At 72.7% G+C, this 18,986-nt stretch carries 16 protein-coding genes and 1 pseudogene; 13 read left to right on the top strand and 4 right to left on the bottom strand.

All coding sequences use genetic code 11. From position 1 onward, the window contains the following. Positions 1–234 precede the first annotated feature (234 nt). The gene (locus tag O1G21_RS08800; protein ID WP_270142268.1) at positions 235–1,173 is read left to right on the top strand and encodes a (2Fe-2S)-binding protein; all 939 of its coding nucleotides are present in this window, start codon (positions 235–237) and stop codon (positions 1,171–1,173) included. A 21-nt stretch (positions 1,174–1,194) separates the two neighbouring features. Here the strand turns inward: O1G21_RS08800 and O1G21_RS08795 are convergent, their stop codons facing one another. Further along, complete coding sequence (locus tag O1G21_RS08795; RefSeq protein WP_270142266.1) at positions 1,195–1,536, bottom strand: DUF6191 domain-containing protein; 342 nt, start codon at positions 1,534–1,536, stop codon at positions 1,195–1,197. A gap of 93 nt (positions 1,537–1,629) precedes the next feature. Here O1G21_RS08795 and O1G21_RS08790 point away from each other — a divergent pair, with 93 nt between their 5' ends. The 5 genes and pseudogenes from O1G21_RS08790 to O1G21_RS08770 all read left to right on the top strand — a co-directional run bounded on the left by O1G21_RS08790 (position 1,630) and on the right by O1G21_RS08770 (position 7,751). Next, entirely contained in the window at positions 1,630–2,391 is a 762-nt protein-coding gene (locus O1G21_RS08790) for a dienelactone hydrolase family protein (RefSeq protein WP_270142264.1), read from the top strand. A gap of 178 nt (positions 2,392–2,569) precedes the next feature. After that, positions 2,570–2,899: an alpha/beta fold hydrolase gene (locus O1G21_RS08785; RefSeq protein ID WP_270142262.1), complete on the top strand. Its 330-nt coding sequence runs from the start codon at positions 2,570–2,572 to the stop codon at positions 2,897–2,899. Further along, positions 2,847–3,494 (top strand): annotated as a pseudogene (locus O1G21_RS08780) (alpha/beta fold hydrolase); the annotation flags it as partial. The gene O1G21_RS08785 and the pseudogene O1G21_RS08780, both read left to right, overlap by 53 nt. Positions 3,495–3,600: 106 nt before the next feature. Further along, positions 3,601–5,541: a serine/threonine-protein kinase gene (locus O1G21_RS08775; RefSeq protein ID WP_270142260.1), complete on the top strand. Its 1,941-nt coding sequence runs from the start codon at positions 3,601–3,603 to the stop codon at positions 5,539–5,541. A gap of 611 nt (positions 5,542–6,152) precedes the next feature. Beyond that, positions 6,153–7,751, top strand: coding sequence for a M4 family metallopeptidase (locus tag O1G21_RS08770; protein WP_405000793.1), 1,599 nt, complete (start codon positions 6,153–6,155; stop codon positions 7,749–7,751). A 283-nt stretch (positions 7,752–8,034) separates the two neighbouring features. Here the strand turns inward: O1G21_RS08770 and O1G21_RS08765 are convergent, their stop codons facing one another. Further along, on the bottom strand, positions 8,035–8,811 hold the full coding sequence (locus tag O1G21_RS08765) for a MerR family transcriptional regulator (protein ID WP_270142256.1): 777 nt from the start codon (positions 8,809–8,811) through the stop codon (positions 8,035–8,037). A 259-nt stretch (positions 8,812–9,070) separates the two neighbouring features. Between O1G21_RS08765 and O1G21_RS08760 the strand changes: the two genes are divergently transcribed. Genes O1G21_RS08760 through O1G21_RS08750 form a run of 3 tightly spaced genes read left to right on the top strand, consistent with a single transcriptional unit; the run spans position 9,071 to position 12,533 of the window. Continuing rightward, entirely contained in the window at positions 9,071–10,642 is a 1,572-nt protein-coding gene (locus O1G21_RS08760) for a flavin-containing monooxygenase (protein WP_270142254.1), read from the top strand. Further along, positions 10,639–11,631: an alpha/beta fold hydrolase gene (locus O1G21_RS08755; RefSeq protein WP_270142252.1), complete on the top strand. Its 993-nt coding sequence runs from the start codon at positions 10,639–10,641 to the stop codon at positions 11,629–11,631. The genes O1G21_RS08760 and O1G21_RS08755 overlap by 4 nt, the downstream gene beginning before the upstream one ends. Beyond that, the gene (locus tag O1G21_RS08750) at positions 11,628–12,533 is read left to right on the top strand and encodes an SDR family oxidoreductase (RefSeq protein ID WP_270142250.1); all 906 of its coding nucleotides are present in this window, start codon (positions 11,628–11,630) and stop codon (positions 12,531–12,533) included. Before O1G21_RS08755 ends, O1G21_RS08750 begins: the two co-directional genes overlap by 4 nt. A gap of 114 nt (positions 12,534–12,647) precedes the next feature. Here the strand turns inward: O1G21_RS08750 and O1G21_RS08745 are convergent, their stop codons facing one another. Then, positions 12,648–13,973 carry an aminotransferase-like domain-containing protein gene (locus O1G21_RS08745; protein ID WP_270142248.1) on the bottom strand — a complete coding sequence of 442 codons (1,326 nt, stop codon included), beginning with the start codon at positions 13,971–13,973 and terminating at the stop codon, positions 12,648–12,650. Between the two features lie 126 nt (positions 13,974–14,099). Between O1G21_RS08745 and O1G21_RS08740 the strand changes: the two genes are divergently transcribed. The 3 genes from O1G21_RS08740 to O1G21_RS08730 all read left to right on the top strand — a co-directional run bounded on the left by O1G21_RS08740 (position 14,100) and on the right by O1G21_RS08730 (position 17,816). Then, a complete protein-coding gene (locus tag O1G21_RS08740) occupies positions 14,100–14,798 on the top strand; it encodes a LysE family translocator (protein WP_405000604.1) in 699 nt (232 codons plus the stop codon). A gap of 162 nt (positions 14,799–14,960) precedes the next feature. Next, a complete protein-coding gene (locus tag O1G21_RS08735; protein WP_270142246.1) occupies positions 14,961–15,734 on the top strand; it encodes an SDR family NAD(P)-dependent oxidoreductase in 774 nt (257 codons plus the stop codon). A gap of 246 nt (positions 15,735–15,980) precedes the next feature. Further along, a complete protein-coding gene (locus O1G21_RS08730) occupies positions 15,981–17,816 on the top strand; it encodes an ABC transporter ATP-binding protein (RefSeq protein ID WP_270142245.1) in 1,836 nt (611 codons plus the stop codon). 16 nt (positions 17,817–17,832) lie between these two features. On the opposite strand, the gene O1G21_RS08725 is transcribed toward O1G21_RS08730, so the two are convergent. After that, positions 17,833–18,501 carry a lysophospholipid acyltransferase family protein gene (locus O1G21_RS08725; protein ID WP_270142243.1) on the bottom strand — a complete coding sequence of 223 codons (669 nt, stop codon included), beginning with the start codon at positions 18,499–18,501 and terminating at the stop codon, positions 17,833–17,835. Positions 18,502–18,677: 176 nt separating this feature from the next. On the opposite strand from O1G21_RS08725, the gene O1G21_RS08720 reads away from it, so the two are divergent. Next, complete coding sequence (locus O1G21_RS08720) at positions 18,678–18,890, top strand: EF-hand domain-containing protein (RefSeq protein WP_270142241.1); 213 nt, start codon at positions 18,678–18,680, stop codon at positions 18,888–18,890. Positions 18,891–18,986: the final 96 nt, after the last annotated feature.

Below are 18,986 nucleotides of genomic sequence, written 5' to 3'. Positions count from 1 at the left end.
AGCGTCGGGGTACGGGGCGCCGCCGGGGCTGTGGCGGCCGGTGGGTCGGTTCTCAACACGAGTCGACATCTTAGGTTAGGTTTGCCTAACTTCGTCAAGGCCGGTCTGAAGGTCGGGCGGGAATGCCCGGTCGCGCGGAAGGGTGGTGTGTGCACGCTCTGAGGCGTTATAAGGTGAGCCTCACCTTAATCGATCACCTTGCTCGATCACTCGGAGCCGATCTCGGGAGCGCGGATGGTCCCCGGAACACCCCTGCCCGTCCTCTCCCGGGGGCGGTCCGTCGCCCTGGCCGGCGACTATCACCGGCTGTGCGGCCTCTGCCCGGTGCTCCGACTGCGCCTGCTCGACCCCACCGAGGACGACCCGTCGGCCGCCGACGGCTGGTACTCCGGGACCCAACTCGCCACCGACGAAAGGGTCCTGGCCGCCGCTCTGGCCGGGGAGGAGGCCCGGATCGCCGCCGAACACGGCCGCGCGCCCCGCCCGCACGTCACCGCCTCCCGGCTGCTCCACCACTACGTCTGGTCCGCCTGCCTGCTCATCGCCGGCCCCTGGCACCTCGCCCGACGGGTCCCGGTCGTCGACCCCGCCGACCTCTGGTTGCACGCCCCCACCGGCGCACTCGCGCTGCGCCCGGGCGGGCACGTCACCCGCCCCGGCGACGACGAACTGCGCGCCGAACTGCGGTCCGCCGTGGTCACCCACCTCGAACCGGTGCTCGCCGCCTTCGCCGGTCCGACCCGGCGCCGCGACCGGGCGCTCTGGGGCATGGTGACCGACGACCTCGCCTCCGCCGTCTGGTACCTCGGCCGGATGCTCGACGCGCAGGACGGGCACGGCGTGCAGGACGGGCATGGCGGGCACGGCGTGCAGGACGCGCAGGACGCGCAGGACGCGCAGGACAGGCAAGACGGGCAAGGCGGCCAGGGCGCAAAGGACATGGCGTCCGTCGGGGAGGATGCCGCCGTCGCAGCCGCCAGCGCCCTGCTGCCCGGTGGCACCCTGCCGCTGCCCGGAGCCGCCGACTTCCGCCGGCTGCGCACCCCGGACGGCCGCGACCACCACACCCGCACCCGGCTCGGCTGCTGCCTCTACTACGCCGTCAAACCCGAAGCCGTCGCCTGCCTGACCTGCCCGCGCACCGGCGACGAGGAGCGGCTGCGGCGGTTCTGACGGTTGGTCGACCGACCGACCCTACCGCTGCTCGGCCCCGTCGCCGCCCCCGCCGCCCCCGCCGCCCCGGGCGCGTCGCAGCACCGCCACGCCCCGGTCCAGGTCCACCCCGAAGTGCGGCGGCGCCCCGGCCTGGGTGTCGTCCCGGCGCGTCGCCTGTTCCCGCCGCTGCTCGACCTGGATCCGCTTGCCCGGGCTGAACACCGCGTGCAGTTCGTCCAGGAGACCGCCGCCGCCCGCCCCGACCCCCGGCGCGCGCTCGCGGCGGCGCGGCGAGGACTCGCCCCGGACCTGCAAGCCGGCCAGCAGCACCAGCCCGACCGCCACCACGACCACGCACACCGCACCTATGACGAAGCCCATGTCCAGCCCAACGCCGCACGGCCGCACCGGTGTTCCCGGACCCGGACGATCACCGGCTACGCTGCCGACGGACCCTAAGGAGAGCTCCCACTCATGACCGTGCGCGGAACCACCGTGGACATCCAGACGGCGGACGGCACCGCCGACGCCTACCTCGCCCACCCCGACGACGGCCGCCCCCACCCCGGCGTGCTGCTGTATCAGGACGCCTTCGGCCTCCGGCCCCACCTGAAGGCCATGGCCGACCGGATCGCCGAGGCCGGGTACACCGTCCTCGTCCCCAACGCCTACTACCGCAAGGGCCGCGCGCCGCTGGTGGAACTGCCGGAGCTGATCGACATCGAGCAGGCCGGCGAGATCTTCACCCAGCTCGGCCCACTGCTCATGGCCGTCGCCACCCCGGAGGTTGCCGCCCGCGACGCGGACGCCTACCTGGCCTGGTTCGACGCCTCCCCGCTGGTCCAGGACGGCCAGATCGGCGTCACCGGCTACTGCCTCGGCGCCTTCCTCGCCCTGCGCACCGCCATCAGCCGCCCGGACCGGGTCGCCGCCGCGGCCTGCTTCCACGGCGGCCACCTCGCCACCGACCGTCCGGACAGCCCGCACCTGGACGCCCAACGGATCACCGCCGAACTGTACTTCGGCCACGCCGACCAGGACGACTCGATGCCGCCCGAGCAGATCGCCCGCCTCGGCGAGGCCCTCACCGCGGCCGGGGTCCGCTACCGGGCGGAGGTGTACGAGGGTGCCGGGCACGGCTTCACCCAGGCCGACACCAACCGCTACGACGCGGTCGGCGACGCCCGGCACTGGGCGGCGCTTTTCGACCTGTTGGCGCGCGCCCTGCCCGCGTAATCCGGCTGTCCCCGCCTAACCCGGGCCGTTCCTCACCCCGTTCGGAATCCGTCCTGTTGGTCCCCGATCCACCGGCCGTACAGTGGGGGCCGGGCCCGAGGTGTGGCCGGGGGCCGAGCCGTTCTCCCGGTCGAACCGGACCGGCGGGCCCCGCCGAAACAGCCACGGGGGCCGGAACGTGCCGAACAAGCGGAACAGTCGAACCGGGCGGGCGCCCGGCAGCGTCCGGGAGGTCATCGCCGAGGCGCTGGCCGTCCGCACCCCCGGCGGGCTGCGGACGGCCGAACTCGACCGTGAAGGACGGGCGTTGCGCTGGGTGGAGGCGGGCCCGACCGAGGGCGTGCCGATCGTCCTGATCGCCGGCTGCGGCGACTCCTCGCTCACCTGGGCCCCACTACTGCCCGAACTCGCCGAGCTGGGCCGGATCGTGGCGTACGACCGGGCCGGGCTCGGGGCGAGCGAGCCCGACCGCGCCCCCAGGTCTGACGCTGGAGGCGCAGACCGGTGACCTGGAAGCCCTGGTGCGGCACCTGGATGCCGGACCGGCCGTCCTGGTCGGGCACAGCTGGGGCGGTCAGCTGGCCCAACTCCTGGCCCGGCAGCGGCCGGAGCTGGTGGCCGGCCTGGTCCTGGTGGATCCGGCGCACGAGGAGTTCCGGCCGCGCGCCATCGCCGTCGCCGAGGCCGCGCTGCTCCGGTTCGGGCTGCTCCGGGCGGCCCTGGCGCCCGCCGCGCCGGACCGTGGCGACGTCCTCACCCGGGCCGAGGCGGCGGCGCTCGCCCACCCCCACCAGCGGCGGGCCGTGCTCGCCGAGCACCGGCTGACCGGTCAGGCCGTCCCGGTGCTGCGCCGTCGGCGTGCCGCCGGTCCGCTGCCCGAGGTGCCGGTCACCGTGCTGAGCGCGACCGAGGGGCTGCCCCGCGCGCTGCGCGCCCGCTTCACCGCCGCGCAGGCACGGATCGCGCCCGGAGCCGCCCGGGGCCTCCACGCCGAGGTGCCCGGCGCCGGCCACTACCTCCACGCCGACCGGCCCCAGGCGGTCGCCGCGGCCGTCCGAGAGGTGTCCGACCTCGCCCGAATCGCCCGGAACACCGCAGATTGACGCCCAACGACCGTCCGTACAGCGCCTGCTGGGCTCGCGGCACGCTCTGGCACACTGTGTGCCGACGACCCGGTGGGGAGGGTCATGACACCTGGGGGCGGGGCGGATGAGCGGCGCGGGCACGGTGCTCGGCGGGCGGTACAAGCTGGTCGAGAAGGTCGGCGGCGGAGGGATGGGCGCGGTCTGGCGGGCCGATGACGAGGTGCTGGCACGGCCGGTCGCCGTCAAGATCCTGCGCGCGGACCTGTTCGAGGACGACACCGCCGTCCAGCGCTTCCGCCGCGAGGCCCAGCTGGTCGCCGCGATCGACCACCCGGGCATCGTGGACGTGCACGACTACGGGGAGAGCGGCGGGAACGAGGGCGCGGACGGGGACGGCGACGAGCGCTGCGCCTACATCGTGATGGACCTGATCGAGGGCCGTCCGCTGAACCAGGTGCTCAAGGAGGACGGCCCGATGAGCGCCGAGCGCGCTCTCGGCCTGCTCGCCGAAGCCCTGGACGCGCTGCACGCCGCCCACCGGCGCGGGATCGTGCACCGCGACCTCAAGCCCTCCAACCTGATGGTGCGCGAGGACGGCGGGGTGGTCATCACCGACTTCGGAATCGCCCGGGCCGTCGCCAGCACCAAGCTCACCGCGCCGTACGCGATCATCGGCACCGCGGCCTACATGTCCCCCGAGCAGGCCTCGGGGGAGAGCACCGGCCCGGCCTCCGACCTCTACTCAATCGGCGTGGTCTGCTACGAGCTGCTGGTCGGGCAGGTGCCGTACCTGGGTGAGGGGCCGCTGCAGGTCGCGCTCAAGCACGTCAACCAGCCGGTGCCGGAACTGCCGGAGACCTTCCCGGCGGCGGTCCGGGCACTGGTCGCCACCGCGCTGGCCAAGCGGCCCGAGGACCGCTTCGAGAGCGCCGCCGGGATGGCGGCGGCGGCCCGCGTGGCGATCGGCCTGCCGGGAACGGCGCGCAGGGCGGCGGACAGCGGGACGATCGACCTGCGGGCGGGGGCCGGGGCGGCGGCTGGAGCGGGGGCGGCGCCCGTGGCTGCGGCCCCGGCTGGGCCGGAACAGGTCGTGAAGGTGGACCCACAGGCGGAGACCGAACCGGGCCGGCGCCGCTCGCGCCGCACCCTGTTGCTGCCGATCGTCGTCCCGGTCGTCATCTCGATGGGTACGGCGACGGCGCTGCTGATCGACCGCAGCCCCGGCAACTCCACCGCGGCCGTGCCGCCCGCCGCCCCACCGACCGTGGTGGTGACCGTCCCGGCGACCCCGGGTACCACCACCCCGACCGCCACCACGCCCGGGTCCGCGACCCCGCAGCCGACCGACACCCCGCCGGTCACCCCGGCCGCCGACCAGCCGCCCGGCGGCCAACCGCCCGTACCGGTACCGGCCCAGGGCGGGAACGGCGGCGCCCAGGGCCGCGGCGGCGGAGGCTCGAACACCGGCGGTGGCGCGGCGCCCGGCGCGTCGTCGGGCGGCTCCGCGGGCGGCTCCTCGGGCGCTCAGGCCAACCAGCCCGGCGGCGGGGGTGGGTCGAACCAGTCGCCGGTCAGTCCAGGCAACTCCACCTCCCAGGGCGGCACTTCCAGCGGTTCGTCGTCCGGCGGCAACACGCCCGCCCCGCAGACCCCCGCCCGGCCCGCCTCCTGCGGCGGCAGCAACTGGAGCACCATCGTCAGCGTCAAGGACGGCCGCCCGATCGGGATGCGCAACGACGACCTGAGCGGGGACAACCCGATCGTCCTCGGCGGCGCCACCCAGTACGGCTGGGTGCGCTCCACAGACCCCGGCAGCTGGATCGTGTTCAACGCCTGCAACAACGGCGGCCCGCAGCTCGTCCAGACCATGGACGGCAAGGTCGTGCTGAGCAACGGGTACAGCTTCCTCACCCGATGGACCGTCCGGAACGGGAGCACCGCGGGCTCGTACACGCTCGGCGACTACCAGAACCAGTCCTGCATGACGGACAACGGACCCGGCAACGACCTCACCATGGTCGCGTGCACGCCCGGAAACCCCGCCCAGGAATGGCGGTTGCAGTGACGCCCGTGAACCCCTCGCTGCGCCAACTGCCGGACACGGTAAGGGAATACGGCGCGTAGGCGGCCGCTCACCGTGTGGGCGGCGCTATCAGACCGTCGCTCGCCGGGCAAGGGGGGCCGGTGGCGGGACCTCGCCATTCCGGTGTCAAGGGTGTGTATGGAAAGTTCTACAAGGATGTAAAAGTCGATCGGCCGTTGATCGATGTCGATCCCGGAATCGGCGGCCGGTGACCGATCTGCCGTCCGCGCAGGCGGTCGGGCCTTGGTTCGAGTGGGAACCCACTGCAAGGCCGGGTGGATTGCCCGGATTTGACCTCCATTTGATTCCCTTTACCAACTGGCGGGACCTGGCCAATAACTGAGGCAGACCTGTCATTTCACCTGCTGGATTGTCATGCTTCTGGTCATCCCCCAGCGGTAGCCCCCACCCCCACCCCTTGGTGGCGAGCCGCTCGACCGCACGGGGTTTCAGCACGTCAGCGCCCGTTCCGCCCCACAGGTGCCGACCCCGGCCCCCGGGACGCGGTGCGACCGCGCCCACACGCGGTTTCCCGGAAGGACTCGTACGTGAAGCGAAAGCTCGCTGCCGTCGCCGTGCTCTCGGCCACGGCCATGTTGACCGGTGTGATCCAGGTGACCACCTCCGCCGCCCAGGCCGCCCCGGCGGCCCCCTCGCTGCAGGCGCAGGCCGCCCAGCAGCACGAGGCCGTGCTCGCGGTGGCCAACGGCCAGTCCGCCCCGCTGGCGCAGGCGCTCGGCCTCGGCGGCCAGGAGAAGCTGGTGGCCAAGGACGCCGTCGTCGACAAGGACGGCACCCGGCACCTGCGCTTCGAGCGCACCTACGCGGGCCTGCCGGTCATCGGCGGCGACCTGGTCGTCCATCAGAAGGCCGACGGCGCGGTGAAGTCGGTCGACAAGGCGGTCTCCGCCCAGATCGCGCTGCCGAGCCTGACCCCGCAGATCCCGGCGGACAAGGCCGCCGCCCAGGCCTCCGGCGCGGTCAAGGCCACCGTCGGTCAGACCATCGACTCCGACGAGTCCCCGCTGGTCGACGTCCACCAGACCGGTCAGGCGCAGCTGGTCGTCTGGGCGACCGACGGCAACCCGCGACTGGCCTACCGGACCACCGTCGAGGGCACCCGCGCCGACGGCACCCCGAGCGCGCAGATCCTGGTCACCGACGCGGCCAACGGCCAGGTCCTCTCCACCCACGAGAAGATCGAGACCGCCGCCGGTACCGGCAAGGGCATCTTCGTCGGCCAGGTCCCGCTCAACACCAACCAGAACGGCTCGCAGTTCGAGCTCAAGGACACCAGCCGCGGCGGCCAGTCCACCACGGACATGAACAACAGCGAGTCGGGCAGCGGGTCGCTGTTCGCCAACCCCGGCAACAGCTTCGGCGACGGCACCAACAACAACCGCGAATCCGCCGCCGTGGACGCCCAGTTCGGTGCCGCCACCACCTGGGACTTCTACAAGAACACCTTCAACCGCAATGGCATCCGCAACGACGGTGTCGGCGCCCTCAGCCGGGTGCACTACGGCTCCAACTACGTCAACGCGTTCTGGAGCGACGACTGCTTCTGCATGTCGTACGGCGACGGCAACAACAACAGTGCGCCGCTCACCGAGATCGACGTCGCCGGCCACGAGATGACCCACGGCGTCACCGCCGCGACGGCCGCGCTCAACTACTCGGGCGAGTCCGGCGGTCTCAACGAGGCCACCTCGGACATCATGGGCACGATGGTCGAGTGGTACGCCAACCTGCCCTCCAACCCGCCGAACTACTGGATCGGCGAGCTGATCAACCTGCGCGGCGACGGCAGCCCGCTGCGCTACATGGACCAGCCGAGCAAGGACGGCTCCTCGGCGGACTACTGGGACCCGAACGTCGGCAACCTGGACGTGCACTACTCGTCCGGCGTGGCGAACCACTTCTTCTACCTGCTGTCCGAGGGCAGCGGCGCGAAGACGATCAACGGGTTCGACTACAACAGCCCGACGGCGGACGGTTCTTCGCTCGCGGGCATCGGCCGGGACAAGGCCGCGCAGATCTGGTACCGCGCGCTGACCGTGTACTTCACCTCGACGACCGACTACGCGGGTGCCCGTGCGGCCACCCTCAGCGCGGCGTCGGACCTGTACGGCGCGAACAGCGCCGAGTACAACGCGGTGGCGGCCGCCTGGACGGCGGTCAACGTCAACTGATCCGGGCCTGAACCGGGTCGGGCCTGAGTTGGGCAGGCCCGCCCGGGGCGCGTCCGAGCAGGGCCCGGTCGGACTGTGGGTGCCCAACGACCGGGCGTGACGGCGGGGGCGACGGTGTGCGGACCACCGTCGTCCCCGCCGTCCGTGCGCGGGCGGATGGCAGTGAACAGATGACGACGAACAGATGACAGCGAACGGATGACAGATAACAGATGTTGAAATCTGTCATCCGTTCGCTGTCATCTGTCATTCGCCATTCGTCCGCTGTCACACCAGGTCCCCGCTACGCCTCCGAGTCGTGCTCCCGCCGCTGGCGCAGCAGTTCGGCGTACTCGGCCTGCACCCGGCGGTCCATCGCGAGGGTGAACTGGGCATCGGCGACGGTACGGGCGAGCGGCCGGACCCGCAGGATGCGCTCGGTGAGCCGGGCCGCCTCGCCGGGCGGCAGCGGGGTGTCGCCGGAGAGCGCGCTGAGCAGGTGTTCACTGACCACCTCGATGAAGATCTCGGCGATGGCGTCGACGTACTCCCGGGTGCGCCGACTGGCGTCCAGCACCGCCGCGAGCGGCACGCCCTCGGCGACCAGCTCGGTGGTGGCGTCCATCAGCCGCCGACTGACGTGGGTGATCCCGTCGTCCTCGATCGTGATGTAGCCCTGGGCGATCGCCTCGGCGGTGTTCTCCTCGGTGAGCTGGTCCCCGAAGGCGGACTTCAGCTCCTCCCAATCCAGCCGCACCGGGGTCTCGTCCGACCAGGGGGCGACGATCGCGGCCTCGAGCCCGATCAGCCCGGCGACGTCCCGCCCGCTCTCGCCGGCGCCGATCAGTTCGGCGATCCCGCCCAGGGTGTGCCCGCGTTCGAGGAGTTCGCCGATCATCCGTAGCCGGGTCAGGTGCTCCTCGCCGTACCAGGCGATCCGGCCCTCCTTGCGGGGCGGTTGGAGCAGTTTGCGCTCGCGGTAGAAGCGCAGGGTGCGGGTGGTGATGCCGGCCGCTTCGGCCAGTTCCTCCACCCGGTACTCGCGTTTTCTGTCGCCCGCAGCAGCTCTGACCTTGTCCACGGCGATCAGCATAGATCCGTCGGGTCGGCGGGGAGCCTCCGGGAAGTTCGGGAAACCTCCGGTGAATCCGCGCCGTCGTGCTTCTTCCATCCGGTGTCAGCAAGGGCTACCCTGCCAACCATGCCAGTGATTGCTGGCGCGATCGGCAGGGTTCCGAGGACGGCCCGGGAGGTTCCGGGGAACGCCCCCGGGAGGTTCCGGGGAGCCACCCCCCGGAAGAGCGTGACGACCACCGCCCCACCCTTCAGGAGGAGGCCGCATGGCATCCAGCAGCAAGCGCCCCCGCCCGGGCGCGTCCGGAGCGACCGACCCCAGCGCTGCGGCGGAGGCCGTACCGCACGTGCGGGTGGCGGTGATCGGCTCCGGTTTTGGTGGCCTCGGCGCGGCCGTCCGGCTGCGGCGCGCCGGGATCACCGACTTCGTCGTCCTGGAACGCGCGGACTCCGTCGGCGGCACCTGGCGCGACAACAGCTACCCCGGCTGCGCCTGCGACGTGCCCTCGCACCTCTACTCCTTCTCCTTCGCGCCCAACCCCGACTGGCCGCGCAGCTTCTCCGGCCAGCCGGACATCCGCGCCTACCTGGAGAAGGTGGCCACCGTCTTCGGCCTGCGCCCGCACCTGCGCTTCAACACCGAGGTGCTGGAGGCGCGTTGGGACGAGGAGCGGACCCACTGGCGGATCGCCACCTCGGCCGGCCAGTGGACCGCCGACGCCGTCGTCTCCGCCGCTGGACCGCTCGCCGACCCGCAGATCCCCGACCTGCCCGGCCTGAGCACCTTCCCCGGCAAGGTGTTCCACTCCTCCCGCTGGGACCACGACTACGACCTGACCGGCAAGCGCGTCGCGATGGTCGGCACCGGCGCCTCCGCCGCCCAGATCATCCCGTCGATCCAGCCGAAGGCCGGCAAGCTGACGGTCTTCCAGCGCACCCCCGCCTGGGTGCTGCCGCGCCGCGACCGCGAGATCACCCAGCTGGAGAAGTGGCTGCACGGCCGTCTGCCGGTCACCGCCAAGATCCGCCGGGGCACCTTGTTCGCGCTCCGCGAGCTCCAGGTGGACGCCTTCGTGCGCCGCCCCGGACTGCTGCGCTTCGTCCAGCAGCTCGCCGAACGCCACATCGCCCAGGGCGTCGCCGACCCGGCACTGCGCGCCAAGCTCACCCCGGACTACCGGATCGGCTGCAAGCGCATCCTGCTCAGCAACACCTACTACCCGGCGCTCGCCGCCGCCAACACCGAGGTCGTCTCCGCCGGCCTGCGCGAACTGCGCGGCTCCACCCTGGTCGCCGCCGACGGCAGCGAGCACGAGGTGGACGCCATCGTCTTCGGCACCGGTTTCCACGTCACCGACATGCCCATCGGCGCCCGGGTGTTCGGGGCGAACGGGACGAGCCTCGCGGAGGAGTGGAAGGACGGCATGGAGGCGCTGCGCGGCTCGACCGTGCACGGCTTCCCCAACCTCTTCTTCGTGATCGGCCCCAACACCGGCCTCGGCAACAGCTCGATGATCCTCATGATCGAGTCCCAACTGAACTACATGATCGACGCGTTGACCGCGCTCGACTCGGTCGGAGCCGCCGCCATGCAGCCCACCGTCCGCGCCCAGCGGCAGTGGAACCTGGAACTGCAGCACCGGATGGACCGCACCGTCTGGACCACCGGCGGCTGCCTCAGCTGGTACCTGGACCCGAACGGCAAGAACACCGTGCTCTGGCCCGGCTCCACGACCTCCTTCCGGCGCGCCACCCGCAGGGTCGACCTCGGCGAGTACGAGCTGATCATGCGCACCGCCCCGACCGCCGCCCGTACCGTCCAGGAGGCCACCGCATGAAGTCCGTTCAGCTCCCCGTCGAGTACGTACCGCCCACGCCCGTCGAGGAGTTGAGCGTCCGCTCGGCGGACGGCATCCGGCTGCACGTCGAGGTGCACGGCCGGCCGGGCGCGCCCACCGTGGTGCTTTCCCACGGCTGGACCTGCTCGACCGCCTTCTGGGCCCCGGTGATCCGCCAACTCGCTGACCGCTACCGGGTGGTGGCCTACGACCAGCGCGGCCACGGGCACAGCGAGATCCCGCCCAGCCGGGCCCGCTACTCCACCCGGGCGCTCGCCGAGGACCTGGCAGCGGTGCTCGCCCGGACCGTCCCGGCGGGGGAGCGGGCGGTGCTGGCCGGGCACAGCATGGGCGGGATGACCATCATGGCCGCCGGCGGCCGTCCCGAGGTCGCCGAACGCACCGCCGCCAACGTGCTGATCTCCACCGGCCCGAGCGACCTGGTCGCCGAGCTCACCGTCCTGCCGGACGCCGTCCGCGCCCCGGGCCTGCGACGCTTCCTGCACCGGCAGCTACTGCGCTCCCGGATGCCGCTCGGACCGGTCTCGACGGTCAGCCGGGCCGCGCTCAAGTACGCGACCATGGGGCCGAGTTCGCCCGCCGGCCAGGTCGAGGCGACGGCCCGGATCGTGCACGCCTGCCCGACCGGGGTCCGCGTCCACTGGGCCGGGGTGCTCGACCGGCTGGACGTCCGGGCCGGGCTCGGCCGGATCACCGCCCCCACCGCCGTGGTGGTGGGCACCGCGGACCGGCTGACCCCGCCGGTGCACGCCCACCGGATGGTCGCCGAACTCGCCGATCCGCAGGGGCTGTTGCTGCTGCCCGGGGTCGGGCACATGGCGCCGCTGGAGCGGCCGGTGGAGGTCGCCGCCGAGATCCACCGGATGGCCGCCGCGCACCTGGGCGGGGCCGCCACCGCTGCGGTTCCCGTCGATCCTGCTGCCGTTCCCGCCGCTGCTTCCGCCGCCGAGAGGACCACTGTCGCATGAACGCCATCCCGCCGTTGTCCGCGCAGGTCGTGGTCGTCACCGGAGCCGCCCGTGGGGTCGGTGCCTCGCTGGCCCGCAAGTTGGCCCGGCGCGGGGCCAAGGTCGCGCTGCTGGGCCTGGAGCCGGAGGAGCTGAAGGCCGTCGCCGCGCAGTGCGGCGCGGCCGCCACCGCGTGGGAGGTGGACGTCACCGACCTGGAGGGGCTCAGTGACGCCGCGGACCGGATCAAGGAGCACTACGGGCGGATCGACACCGTGGTCGCCAACGCCGGGATCGCGATCGGCGGACCGCTGGCCGACAGCGACCACCGTGCCTTCAGCCGGGTGATCGAGGTCAACCTGCTCGGCAGCGTCGCCACCGCGCGGGCCTTCCTGCCGGCGCTCACCGAGAGCCGCGGCTATCTGCTGCAGATCGCCTCGCTCGCCGCGCTGACGCCCGCACCGCTGATGAGCGCGTACTGCGCCAGCAAGTCCGGGGTGGAGGCCTTCGCCCACTCGATCCGCGCCGAGGTCGCCTATCAGGGGGTCAAGGTCGGTGTGGGGTACCTGAGTTGGACGGACACCGACATGGTGCGCGGCGCCGACGAGGACGCGGTGCTGAAGCAGATGCGCGGGCGGCTGCCGTGGCCGGCCAACAAGACGTACCCGTTGGAGCCGGCGGTGGACCGGATCGTCGCCGGGATCGCCCGGCGCTCCGCCCACGTGTACGCCCAGGCCTGGCTGCGCGGGATGCAGCCGGTGCGCTGGCTGCTGCCGAGCCTGATCGCGGTGGTCGGTTCCCGCGACGTGGCGAAGCTCGCCCCGCGGCTCGCGGCCACCGCCGCCTCTCGCCTACGGGCCGTAGGGGCCGGCGGCGCCGCGGACACGGCGGCGCGGGGGAGCCGGTCGGGGGCGGGGAGCTGACGGCGAACAGCTGACGACTGACGGATGACAACCGACGGATGACAACTGACAGCTGACAGATTTCGAAATCTGAAATCTGAAAGCTGACTTCTGAAATCTGTCAGCTGTCATCTGTCAGTCGTTCGCGATCCCCGCCAGCACCCGCAACGCCCACCTCAGCACCGGCAACGGCGGCGAGGCCAGTCCCACCCGCACCGCGGACGGCGTGCTCCGCGGGTCCACCGCGAAGGCCGCCGCAGGCGTCACCGAGATTCCCGCCCGCGCCGCCGCGGCGACGAAGGTCTCCGCTCGCCAGGCCCCCGGCAGGTCCCACCACAGGTAGTACGAGCACGGGTCCGCCCGCAGCCGCTGCCCCGCGAGCGCCTCCCGCGCCAGCGCCTGCCGTGCCGCCGCGTCCATCCGCTTCGCCGCTACCACCGCCGCCAGCGTCCCGTCCCCGATCCAGCGCACCGCCGCCTCCAACGCGAAGCCGCTCGGCGTCCACCCCCCGGTCCGCAGCGCGCCCGCGACCCGCTCGCGCAGCCCGTCGGGGACGACCGCGAACCCGGTGGTCAGCCCCGGCGCGAGCCGCTTGGAGAGGCTGTCGACCAGCACCGTCCGCTCCGGCGCGAGCGCGGCCAGCGGCGCCGACTCGGGGCGCAGGAACGACCAGATGGCGTCCTCGACGACCGGCAGGTCGAGCCGGCGCAGCTCCTCCACCAGCGCGACCGCCCGCTCGGGCGGCAGGCTGGTGCCCAGCGGGTTCTGCAACCGGGGCTGGACGTACACCGCGCGCAGCGGCCCGGCGCGGTGGGCCGCCGCCAGGGCGTCGGGCCGCAGCCCGTGCTCGTCCATCGCGAGCGGCACCAGCCGGATGCCCAGCCGCCCCGCCACCGCCTTGACCACCGGATAGGTCAGCGCCTCGACCCCCAGCCGCTGCCCGGGCGGCACCAGTGCGGCGAGCGCCCCCGCGATGGCCTGCCGCCCGTTGCCCGCGAACAACAGCCCCCGCGCGTCGACGTCCCAGCCGCCCGGGCCCGCCGACAGCAGTCCGGCGAAGGCCTGCCGCGCCACGTCGGTCCCGGCCGCGCCGACCGGCCGCAGTGCCTCGCCCAGCGCGTCGGCCCGCAGCAGCGGCGCCAGCCCGCCGGCCAGCAGTTCGGCCTGCCCGGGCGCGCTCGGGTAGTTGAGCTCCAGGTCGATCGGAGCGGTGGCCGGTTCGGCGAGCGCGATCGGCCCGTCCGGTGCGCACCGCCCGGCCCGGACGAAGGTGCCCCGCCCGACCTCCCCGACGGTCAGCCCGCGCCGGACCAGTTCGCGGTAGACCCGCCCCGCCGTCGAGGCGGCGATGCCCCGGCGGCGCGCGAAGGCGCGTTGGGTGGGCAGCTGCTGGCCGGGCCGCAGCCGTCCGCTGGTGATGTCGGCGGCCATCTCGTCCGCGATCAGCCGGTAGTCATCCATCGCGAGCCAACCTCTCCCGGACCTGCACGCACCTGAACGCACGTGGCCACCCGGCGTTGCAGCGTCATTGCACCGAGCGCAAAGTCATCATTGCATCGAGATCATCCCGCAGCCTAGCCTCGACGCATGGACGAGCTGACATCCTTCGCGAGCGCCCTGGGCGCCCCGGACGCGCTGCGCGCCGTGGACGGCCACGCCGTGCTCGGCATCGCCGCCGTGGCATTGGGCATGGTGCTGTCGCCGGGGCCGAACATGATCTACCTGGTCTCGCGCTCGATATCCCAGGGCCGCCGCGCCGGACTGGTGTCGCTGACGGGCGTCGCCACCGCGTTCCTGGTCTACCTGGTCGCGGTGACGGCCGGAGTGGCCGCGGTCTTCTCGGTGGTCCCCGTCCTCTACACCGCGATCAAGCTGGCCGGCGCAGGCTACCTGCTCTGGCTGGCCTGGAAGGCGGTCAAGCCCGGCGGCACGGCGGTCTTCGCCCCGCAGCAGCTGCCTCCGGACCCGCCCCGCCGGCTGTTCGCGATGGGCTTCCTGACCTGTCTGCTCAACCCCAAGATCGCCATCATGTACGTCTCGCTGCTGCCCCAGTTCGTGGCGCCCGAGCGCGGCCACATCGCGGTGCAGAGCCTGGTGCTGGGTCTGACCCAGATCGTGATCGCGGTCACCCTGAACGGCCTGATCGCGATGAGCGCGGGCAGCATCGCCGGCTTCCTCAACCGCCGCCCGGCCTGGCTGCGCGTCCAGCGCTACGTGATGGGCACTGTCCTCGCGGGCCTCGCGGTGCACATCGCCGCCGACCGCGCCAAGGCCGTCGCGGTCTAGCCCGGCCGGCGGACCGCGGCAGCTCGTACCCCGCGTGGGCGAACCGCCCGTCCGGAGGCCCGCTGTTGGTCAGCCCCGCCACCGCGGCCGAGGCCTGTGGCGCGTGCAGGAGCTTCGCCCTGGGTGTGGGCGTGGCTGCGGTGAGTCGGTACGGTCTGGGGCATGACCACAGCCTTGATCACCGGCGCGACCGCCGGCATCGGAGCCGCGTTCGCCCGCCGGCTCGCCCGCAGCGGCTACCGGCTCGTCCTGGTGGCCCGGGACACCGAGCGCCTGGAGCGCGCCGGCGCCGACCTGCACGCGAAGTACGGCACCGAGGCGGAGGTGTTGACCGCCGACCTCGCCACCGACGAGGGCATCGCCGCCGTCGAGGCCCGGCTCGCCGACGCCGAGCGTCCGGTGGACCTCCTGATCAACAACGCCGGCTTCGGCAACAAGGGCGCCTTCGGGACCGTCCCGCTCCAGGACGAGCTGGACATGCTGAAGGTGCACATCGAGGCCATCCTGCGGCTGACCACGGCCGCCCTGCCGGGAATGCGCGAGCGCGGCCGGGGCGCGGTCGTGAACGTCGCCTCGGTGGCGGCCTTCCTGCCGCGCGGCACGTACGGGGCGAGCAAGGCCTGGGTGGTGAGCTTCACTCAGGGCGTGCTGCGCGACCTCGGCGGGACGGGCGTGCGGATGATGGCGCTGTGCCCGGGGTTCACCCGGACCGAGTTCCACCAGCGGGCGGGCATGGGCACCGGCAACATCCCGTCCTGGTCCTGGCTGTCGGCCGAGCGGGTGGTGGACGAGGCGATGCGTGACCTCGCCCGCGGCCGCTCGGTGTCCGTACCGGGCAAGCGCTACAAGCTGGCCGTGGCGATCGCCCGGGTGCTGCCCTCGGGCAAGCTCGGCGGCCTCTCCTCGAAGGCGGCGCGCACCTACCGGACGAACTGACGCGGTCGGCGGTCGGCCGGGAGGGCATGGCGACCGCGAGAGCAGGTCGGCCGGAGGGCAGAGCAGTCGGAGGGCAGAGCAGTCGGAGGGCATGGCGGCCAGGAGCACATGGCCCCCAGGAATAGAGGCACTCTCACTATTAGCTTGCCTAACTATGAGCTACTCTCGCTATGCTGAATCCCGACCGACCGCCATGCCCGCCGCCGCGGCCACGCCCCCGCGCGCCCGATCCAGGGAGGCCCGTCCTTGAGGCCCGCCGCCATCGACTGGACCCCGCCCGACCGCGCCGAGGGCGATCCCCGCCCGCCGGCCCAGTGGCGGCGCATCCTCGCCCTGTTCCGCCCCTACCGGGTCCGCCTCAGCACCGTCGGGCTGCTGGTCGCAGCCTCCGCCGTGGTGTCCGTGATCTCGCCGTTCCTGCTCAGGGCCGTGCTGGACACCGCCATCCCGCAGGGCCGCACGGGGCTGCTCAGCCTGCTCGCGCTCGGGATGATCCTCACCGCCGTGGTGAACAGCGTCTTCAACGTGCTGCAGACGCTGATCTCCACCACCGTCGGCCAGCGCGTCATGCACGACCTGCGCACCTCCGTCTACGGCCACCTGCAGCGGCAGTCGCTGGCCTTCTTCACCCGCACCCGCACCGGCGAGGTGCAGTCCCGGATCGCCAACGACATCGGCGGCATGCAGTCCACGGTGACCTCCACCGCGACCAGTCTGGTCTCCAACCTGACTGCGGTGGTCGCCTCGATCGTCGCCATGGTCGCCCTGGACTGGCGGCTGACCGTCGTCTCGCTGCTCCTGCTCCCGCTGTTCGTCTGGATCAGCCGGCGGGTCGGCCGGGAGCGCAAGAAGATCACCACCGAACGGCAGAAGCAACTGGCCGCGATGAGCTCGGCGGTGCAGGAGTCGCTGTCGGTCAGCGGCATCCTGCTCGGCCGCACGATGGGCCGCTCGGACTCGCTCGCCCGGGAGTTCACCGAGCAGTCCGACCAGCTAGCCGACCTGGAGGTGCGGTCCAGCATGGCCGGGCGCTGGCGGATGAACACCATCATGATCGTGATGGCCGCGATGCCCGCGCTGATCTACTGGGCCGCCGGGCTGACCTCCGCCGCCGGCGCGCCGATCGTCTCCGTCGGCACCCTGGTCGCCTTCGTCACCCTCCAGCAGGGCCTGTTCCGTCCGACCGTCAGCCTGCTCTCCACCGGCGTGGACGTGCAGACCTCGCTCGCGCTCTTCCAGCGCATCTTCGAGTACCTCGACCTGCCGGTGGAGATCGCCGAACCGCCGCGTCCGGTCGGCCTGACCGACATCCGCGGCGAGGTCCGCTTCGAGGCCGTCGAGTTCCGCTACGACCCCGAGCAGGAGCGCCCGACCCTGGCCGGCGTCGAACTGAAGGTCCCGGCCGGGACTTCACTGGCCGTGGTCGGCGAGACCGGCTCGGGCAAGACCACCCTCAGCTACCTGGTGCCGCGGCTGTACGACGTCACCGGGGGCCGGGTCACCCTGGACGGCGTGGACGTGCGCGAGCTGTCCTTCGACACCCTGGCCCGCGCGGTCGGCGTGGTCTCCCAGGAGACCTACCTCTTCCACGCCTCGGTCGCCGAGAACCTGCGTTTCGCCAAGCCCGGCGCCAGCGACGCCGAACTGGTCGCGGCCGCCCGGGCCGCGCAGATCCACGAGACCATCGCCGCCCTCCCGGACGGCTACGACACCCTGGTCGGCGAACGCGGCTACCGCTTCTCCGGCGGCGAGAAGCAGCGCCTCGCGCTCGCCCGCACCATCCTGCGCAACCCGCCGGTGCTCATCCTGGACGAAGCCACCAGCGCGCTCGACAACCGCACCGAACGGGCGGTCCAGCAGGCCGTGGACACCCTGGCCGCCGGCCGCACCACCATCACCATCGCGCACCGGCTCTCCACCGTCCGCTCCGCCGACCAGATCGCCGTGCTCGATCAGGGCGAGGTGGTCGAACTGGGCACCCACGAGGAGCTGGTGGAACTGGACGGGCGGTACGCGGCGCTGCTGCGCCGGGAGGCGCCGGAGGCGGCGGCCCTGTCGGACGCCGCCCTCGGCCACGCGTGACCCGGTGGAAGGGCCGTCAGGCCGCCTTCGGGATCTCGTTGTAGCTCCCCACGACCTCCTGGCCGGACAGCTTCTGGATCGCCGCCATCACCTCGTCGGTCACCTGGCGGCGGGCCTGCGCCGAACGGGCCTGCCCGTGCAACTCGTCGAAGTGCAGCGGCTCGCCGAACCGGACCGTCACCTTCTTGATCCGAGGGACGCGCTTGCCCACCGGCAGGATCTGCTCCGGGCCCTCCAGCGCCACCGGCACCACCGGCACGCCCGCGGTCAGCGCGAGCCAGGCGACGCCCGTCTTGCCCCGGTAGAGCCGGCCGTCCAGCGACCGGGTGCCCTCGGGGTAGATGCCGAACGCCTTGCCGTCCTCCAGGATCTTCAGCGCCGACTCCAGCGAGGCCTGGGCGGAACGGTAGGTGCCGCGCTCGACCGGCACCGCGCCGATCGCCTCGAAGAAGCCCTTGGAGACCTTGCCCTTGAGCCCGGGGGCGGTCCAGTACTCGGCCTTGGCGAGGAAGTGCACCCGGCGGGGGGCGGTGAGCGGGATCACCACGCTGTCGATGAACGACAGGTGGTTGCTGGCCAGGATCACCCCGCCCTTGCGCGGCACGTTCTCGGCACCCTCGATGACCGGGCGCCAGATCCCCCGCGAAACGGGTTTCAGCACCAGCCTGGTGGCGAGGTCGAGCACGGTTCCCTCCCTGGACGAACGACCGCCCGGGAGGTGCCCGGGTCAGCAATCAGACCCGCAGACTACGACACCCACCCCGGCGCGCGTCCACTCCCGGACACCGTGGCGCACACCACGGACGGGTAGGGTACGGCCGTCCGAACCGAGCAAGACCCCGCAGTACCCAGGAGGAAACGATGGAGAGCGTCGAGGCCATCAAGGAGATGTTCGACCGTTTCGACAAGAACGGCGACGGCAAGATCACCGCTGCCGAGTACGCGCTCGCCGCCAACGAGATGGGCGACCACAGCGTCACCATCTCGATGGCCGAGGCGCTGATCCACGCGATGGACACCCGTCACCAGGGCTACCTGGACTTCGAGGAGTTCCTGGCCGCTCGCCAGCGCTGAGCCGGCGCGGACGGGGCCGGTCACCGTACCGGCCCCGCCCCAAGGGCCCGGCCGGTCACGTACCGGCCCCGCCCCAAGGCCCGCTCGTTGCAGGAC

This window comes from Kitasatospora cathayae (assembly GCF_027627435.1).
Taxonomy (GTDB): domain Bacteria; phylum Actinomycetota; class Actinomycetes; order Streptomycetales; family Streptomycetaceae; genus Kitasatospora; species Kitasatospora cathayae.
The sequence above is the reverse complement of the archived record's forward strand: the minus strand, read 5'-3'. Positions and strand labels throughout refer to the sequence as shown.

Excerpts from the sequence above, each read along its gene's own strand:
- O1G21_RS08740 (WP_405000604.1), top strand. The coding sequence starts at position 14,100 with ATGGACGAGCTGACATCCTTCGCGAGCGCCCTGGGCGCCCCGGACGCG.
- O1G21_RS08745 (WP_270142248.1), bottom strand. The coding sequence starts at position 13,973 with ATGGATGACTACCGGCTGATCGCGGACGAGATGGCCGCCGACATCACC.
- O1G21_RS08750 (WP_270142250.1), top strand. The coding sequence starts at position 11,628 with ATGAACGCCATCCCGCCGTTGTCCGCGCAGGTCGTGGTCGTCACCGGA.
- O1G21_RS08770 (WP_405000793.1), top strand. The coding sequence starts at position 6,153 with ATGTTGACCGGTGTGATCCAGGTGACCACCTCCGCCGCCCAGGCCGCC.
- O1G21_RS08755 (WP_270142252.1), top strand. The coding sequence starts at position 10,639 with ATGAAGTCCGTTCAGCTCCCCGTCGAGTACGTACCGCCCACGCCCGTC.
- O1G21_RS08790 (WP_270142264.1), top strand. The coding sequence starts at position 1,630 with ATGACCGTGCGCGGAACCACCGTGGACATCCAGACGGCGGACGGCACC.
- O1G21_RS08795 (WP_270142266.1), bottom strand. The coding sequence starts at position 1,536 with ATGGGCTTCGTCATAGGTGCGGTGTGCGTGGTCGTGGTGGCGGTCGGG.
- O1G21_RS08800 (WP_270142268.1), top strand. The coding sequence starts at position 235 with ATGGTCCCCGGAACACCCCTGCCCGTCCTCTCCCGGGGGCGGTCCGTC.
- O1G21_RS08735 (WP_270142246.1), top strand. The coding sequence starts at position 14,961 with ATGACCACAGCCTTGATCACCGGCGCGACCGCCGGCATCGGAGCCGCG.
- O1G21_RS08775 (WP_270142260.1), top strand. The coding sequence starts at position 3,601 with ATGAGCGGCGCGGGCACGGTGCTCGGCGGGCGGTACAAGCTGGTCGAG.
- O1G21_RS08720 (WP_270142241.1), top strand. The coding sequence starts at position 18,678 with ATGGAGAGCGTCGAGGCCATCAAGGAGATGTTCGACCGTTTCGACAAG.
- O1G21_RS08760 (WP_270142254.1), top strand. The coding sequence starts at position 9,071 with ATGGCATCCAGCAGCAAGCGCCCCCGCCCGGGCGCGTCCGGAGCGACC.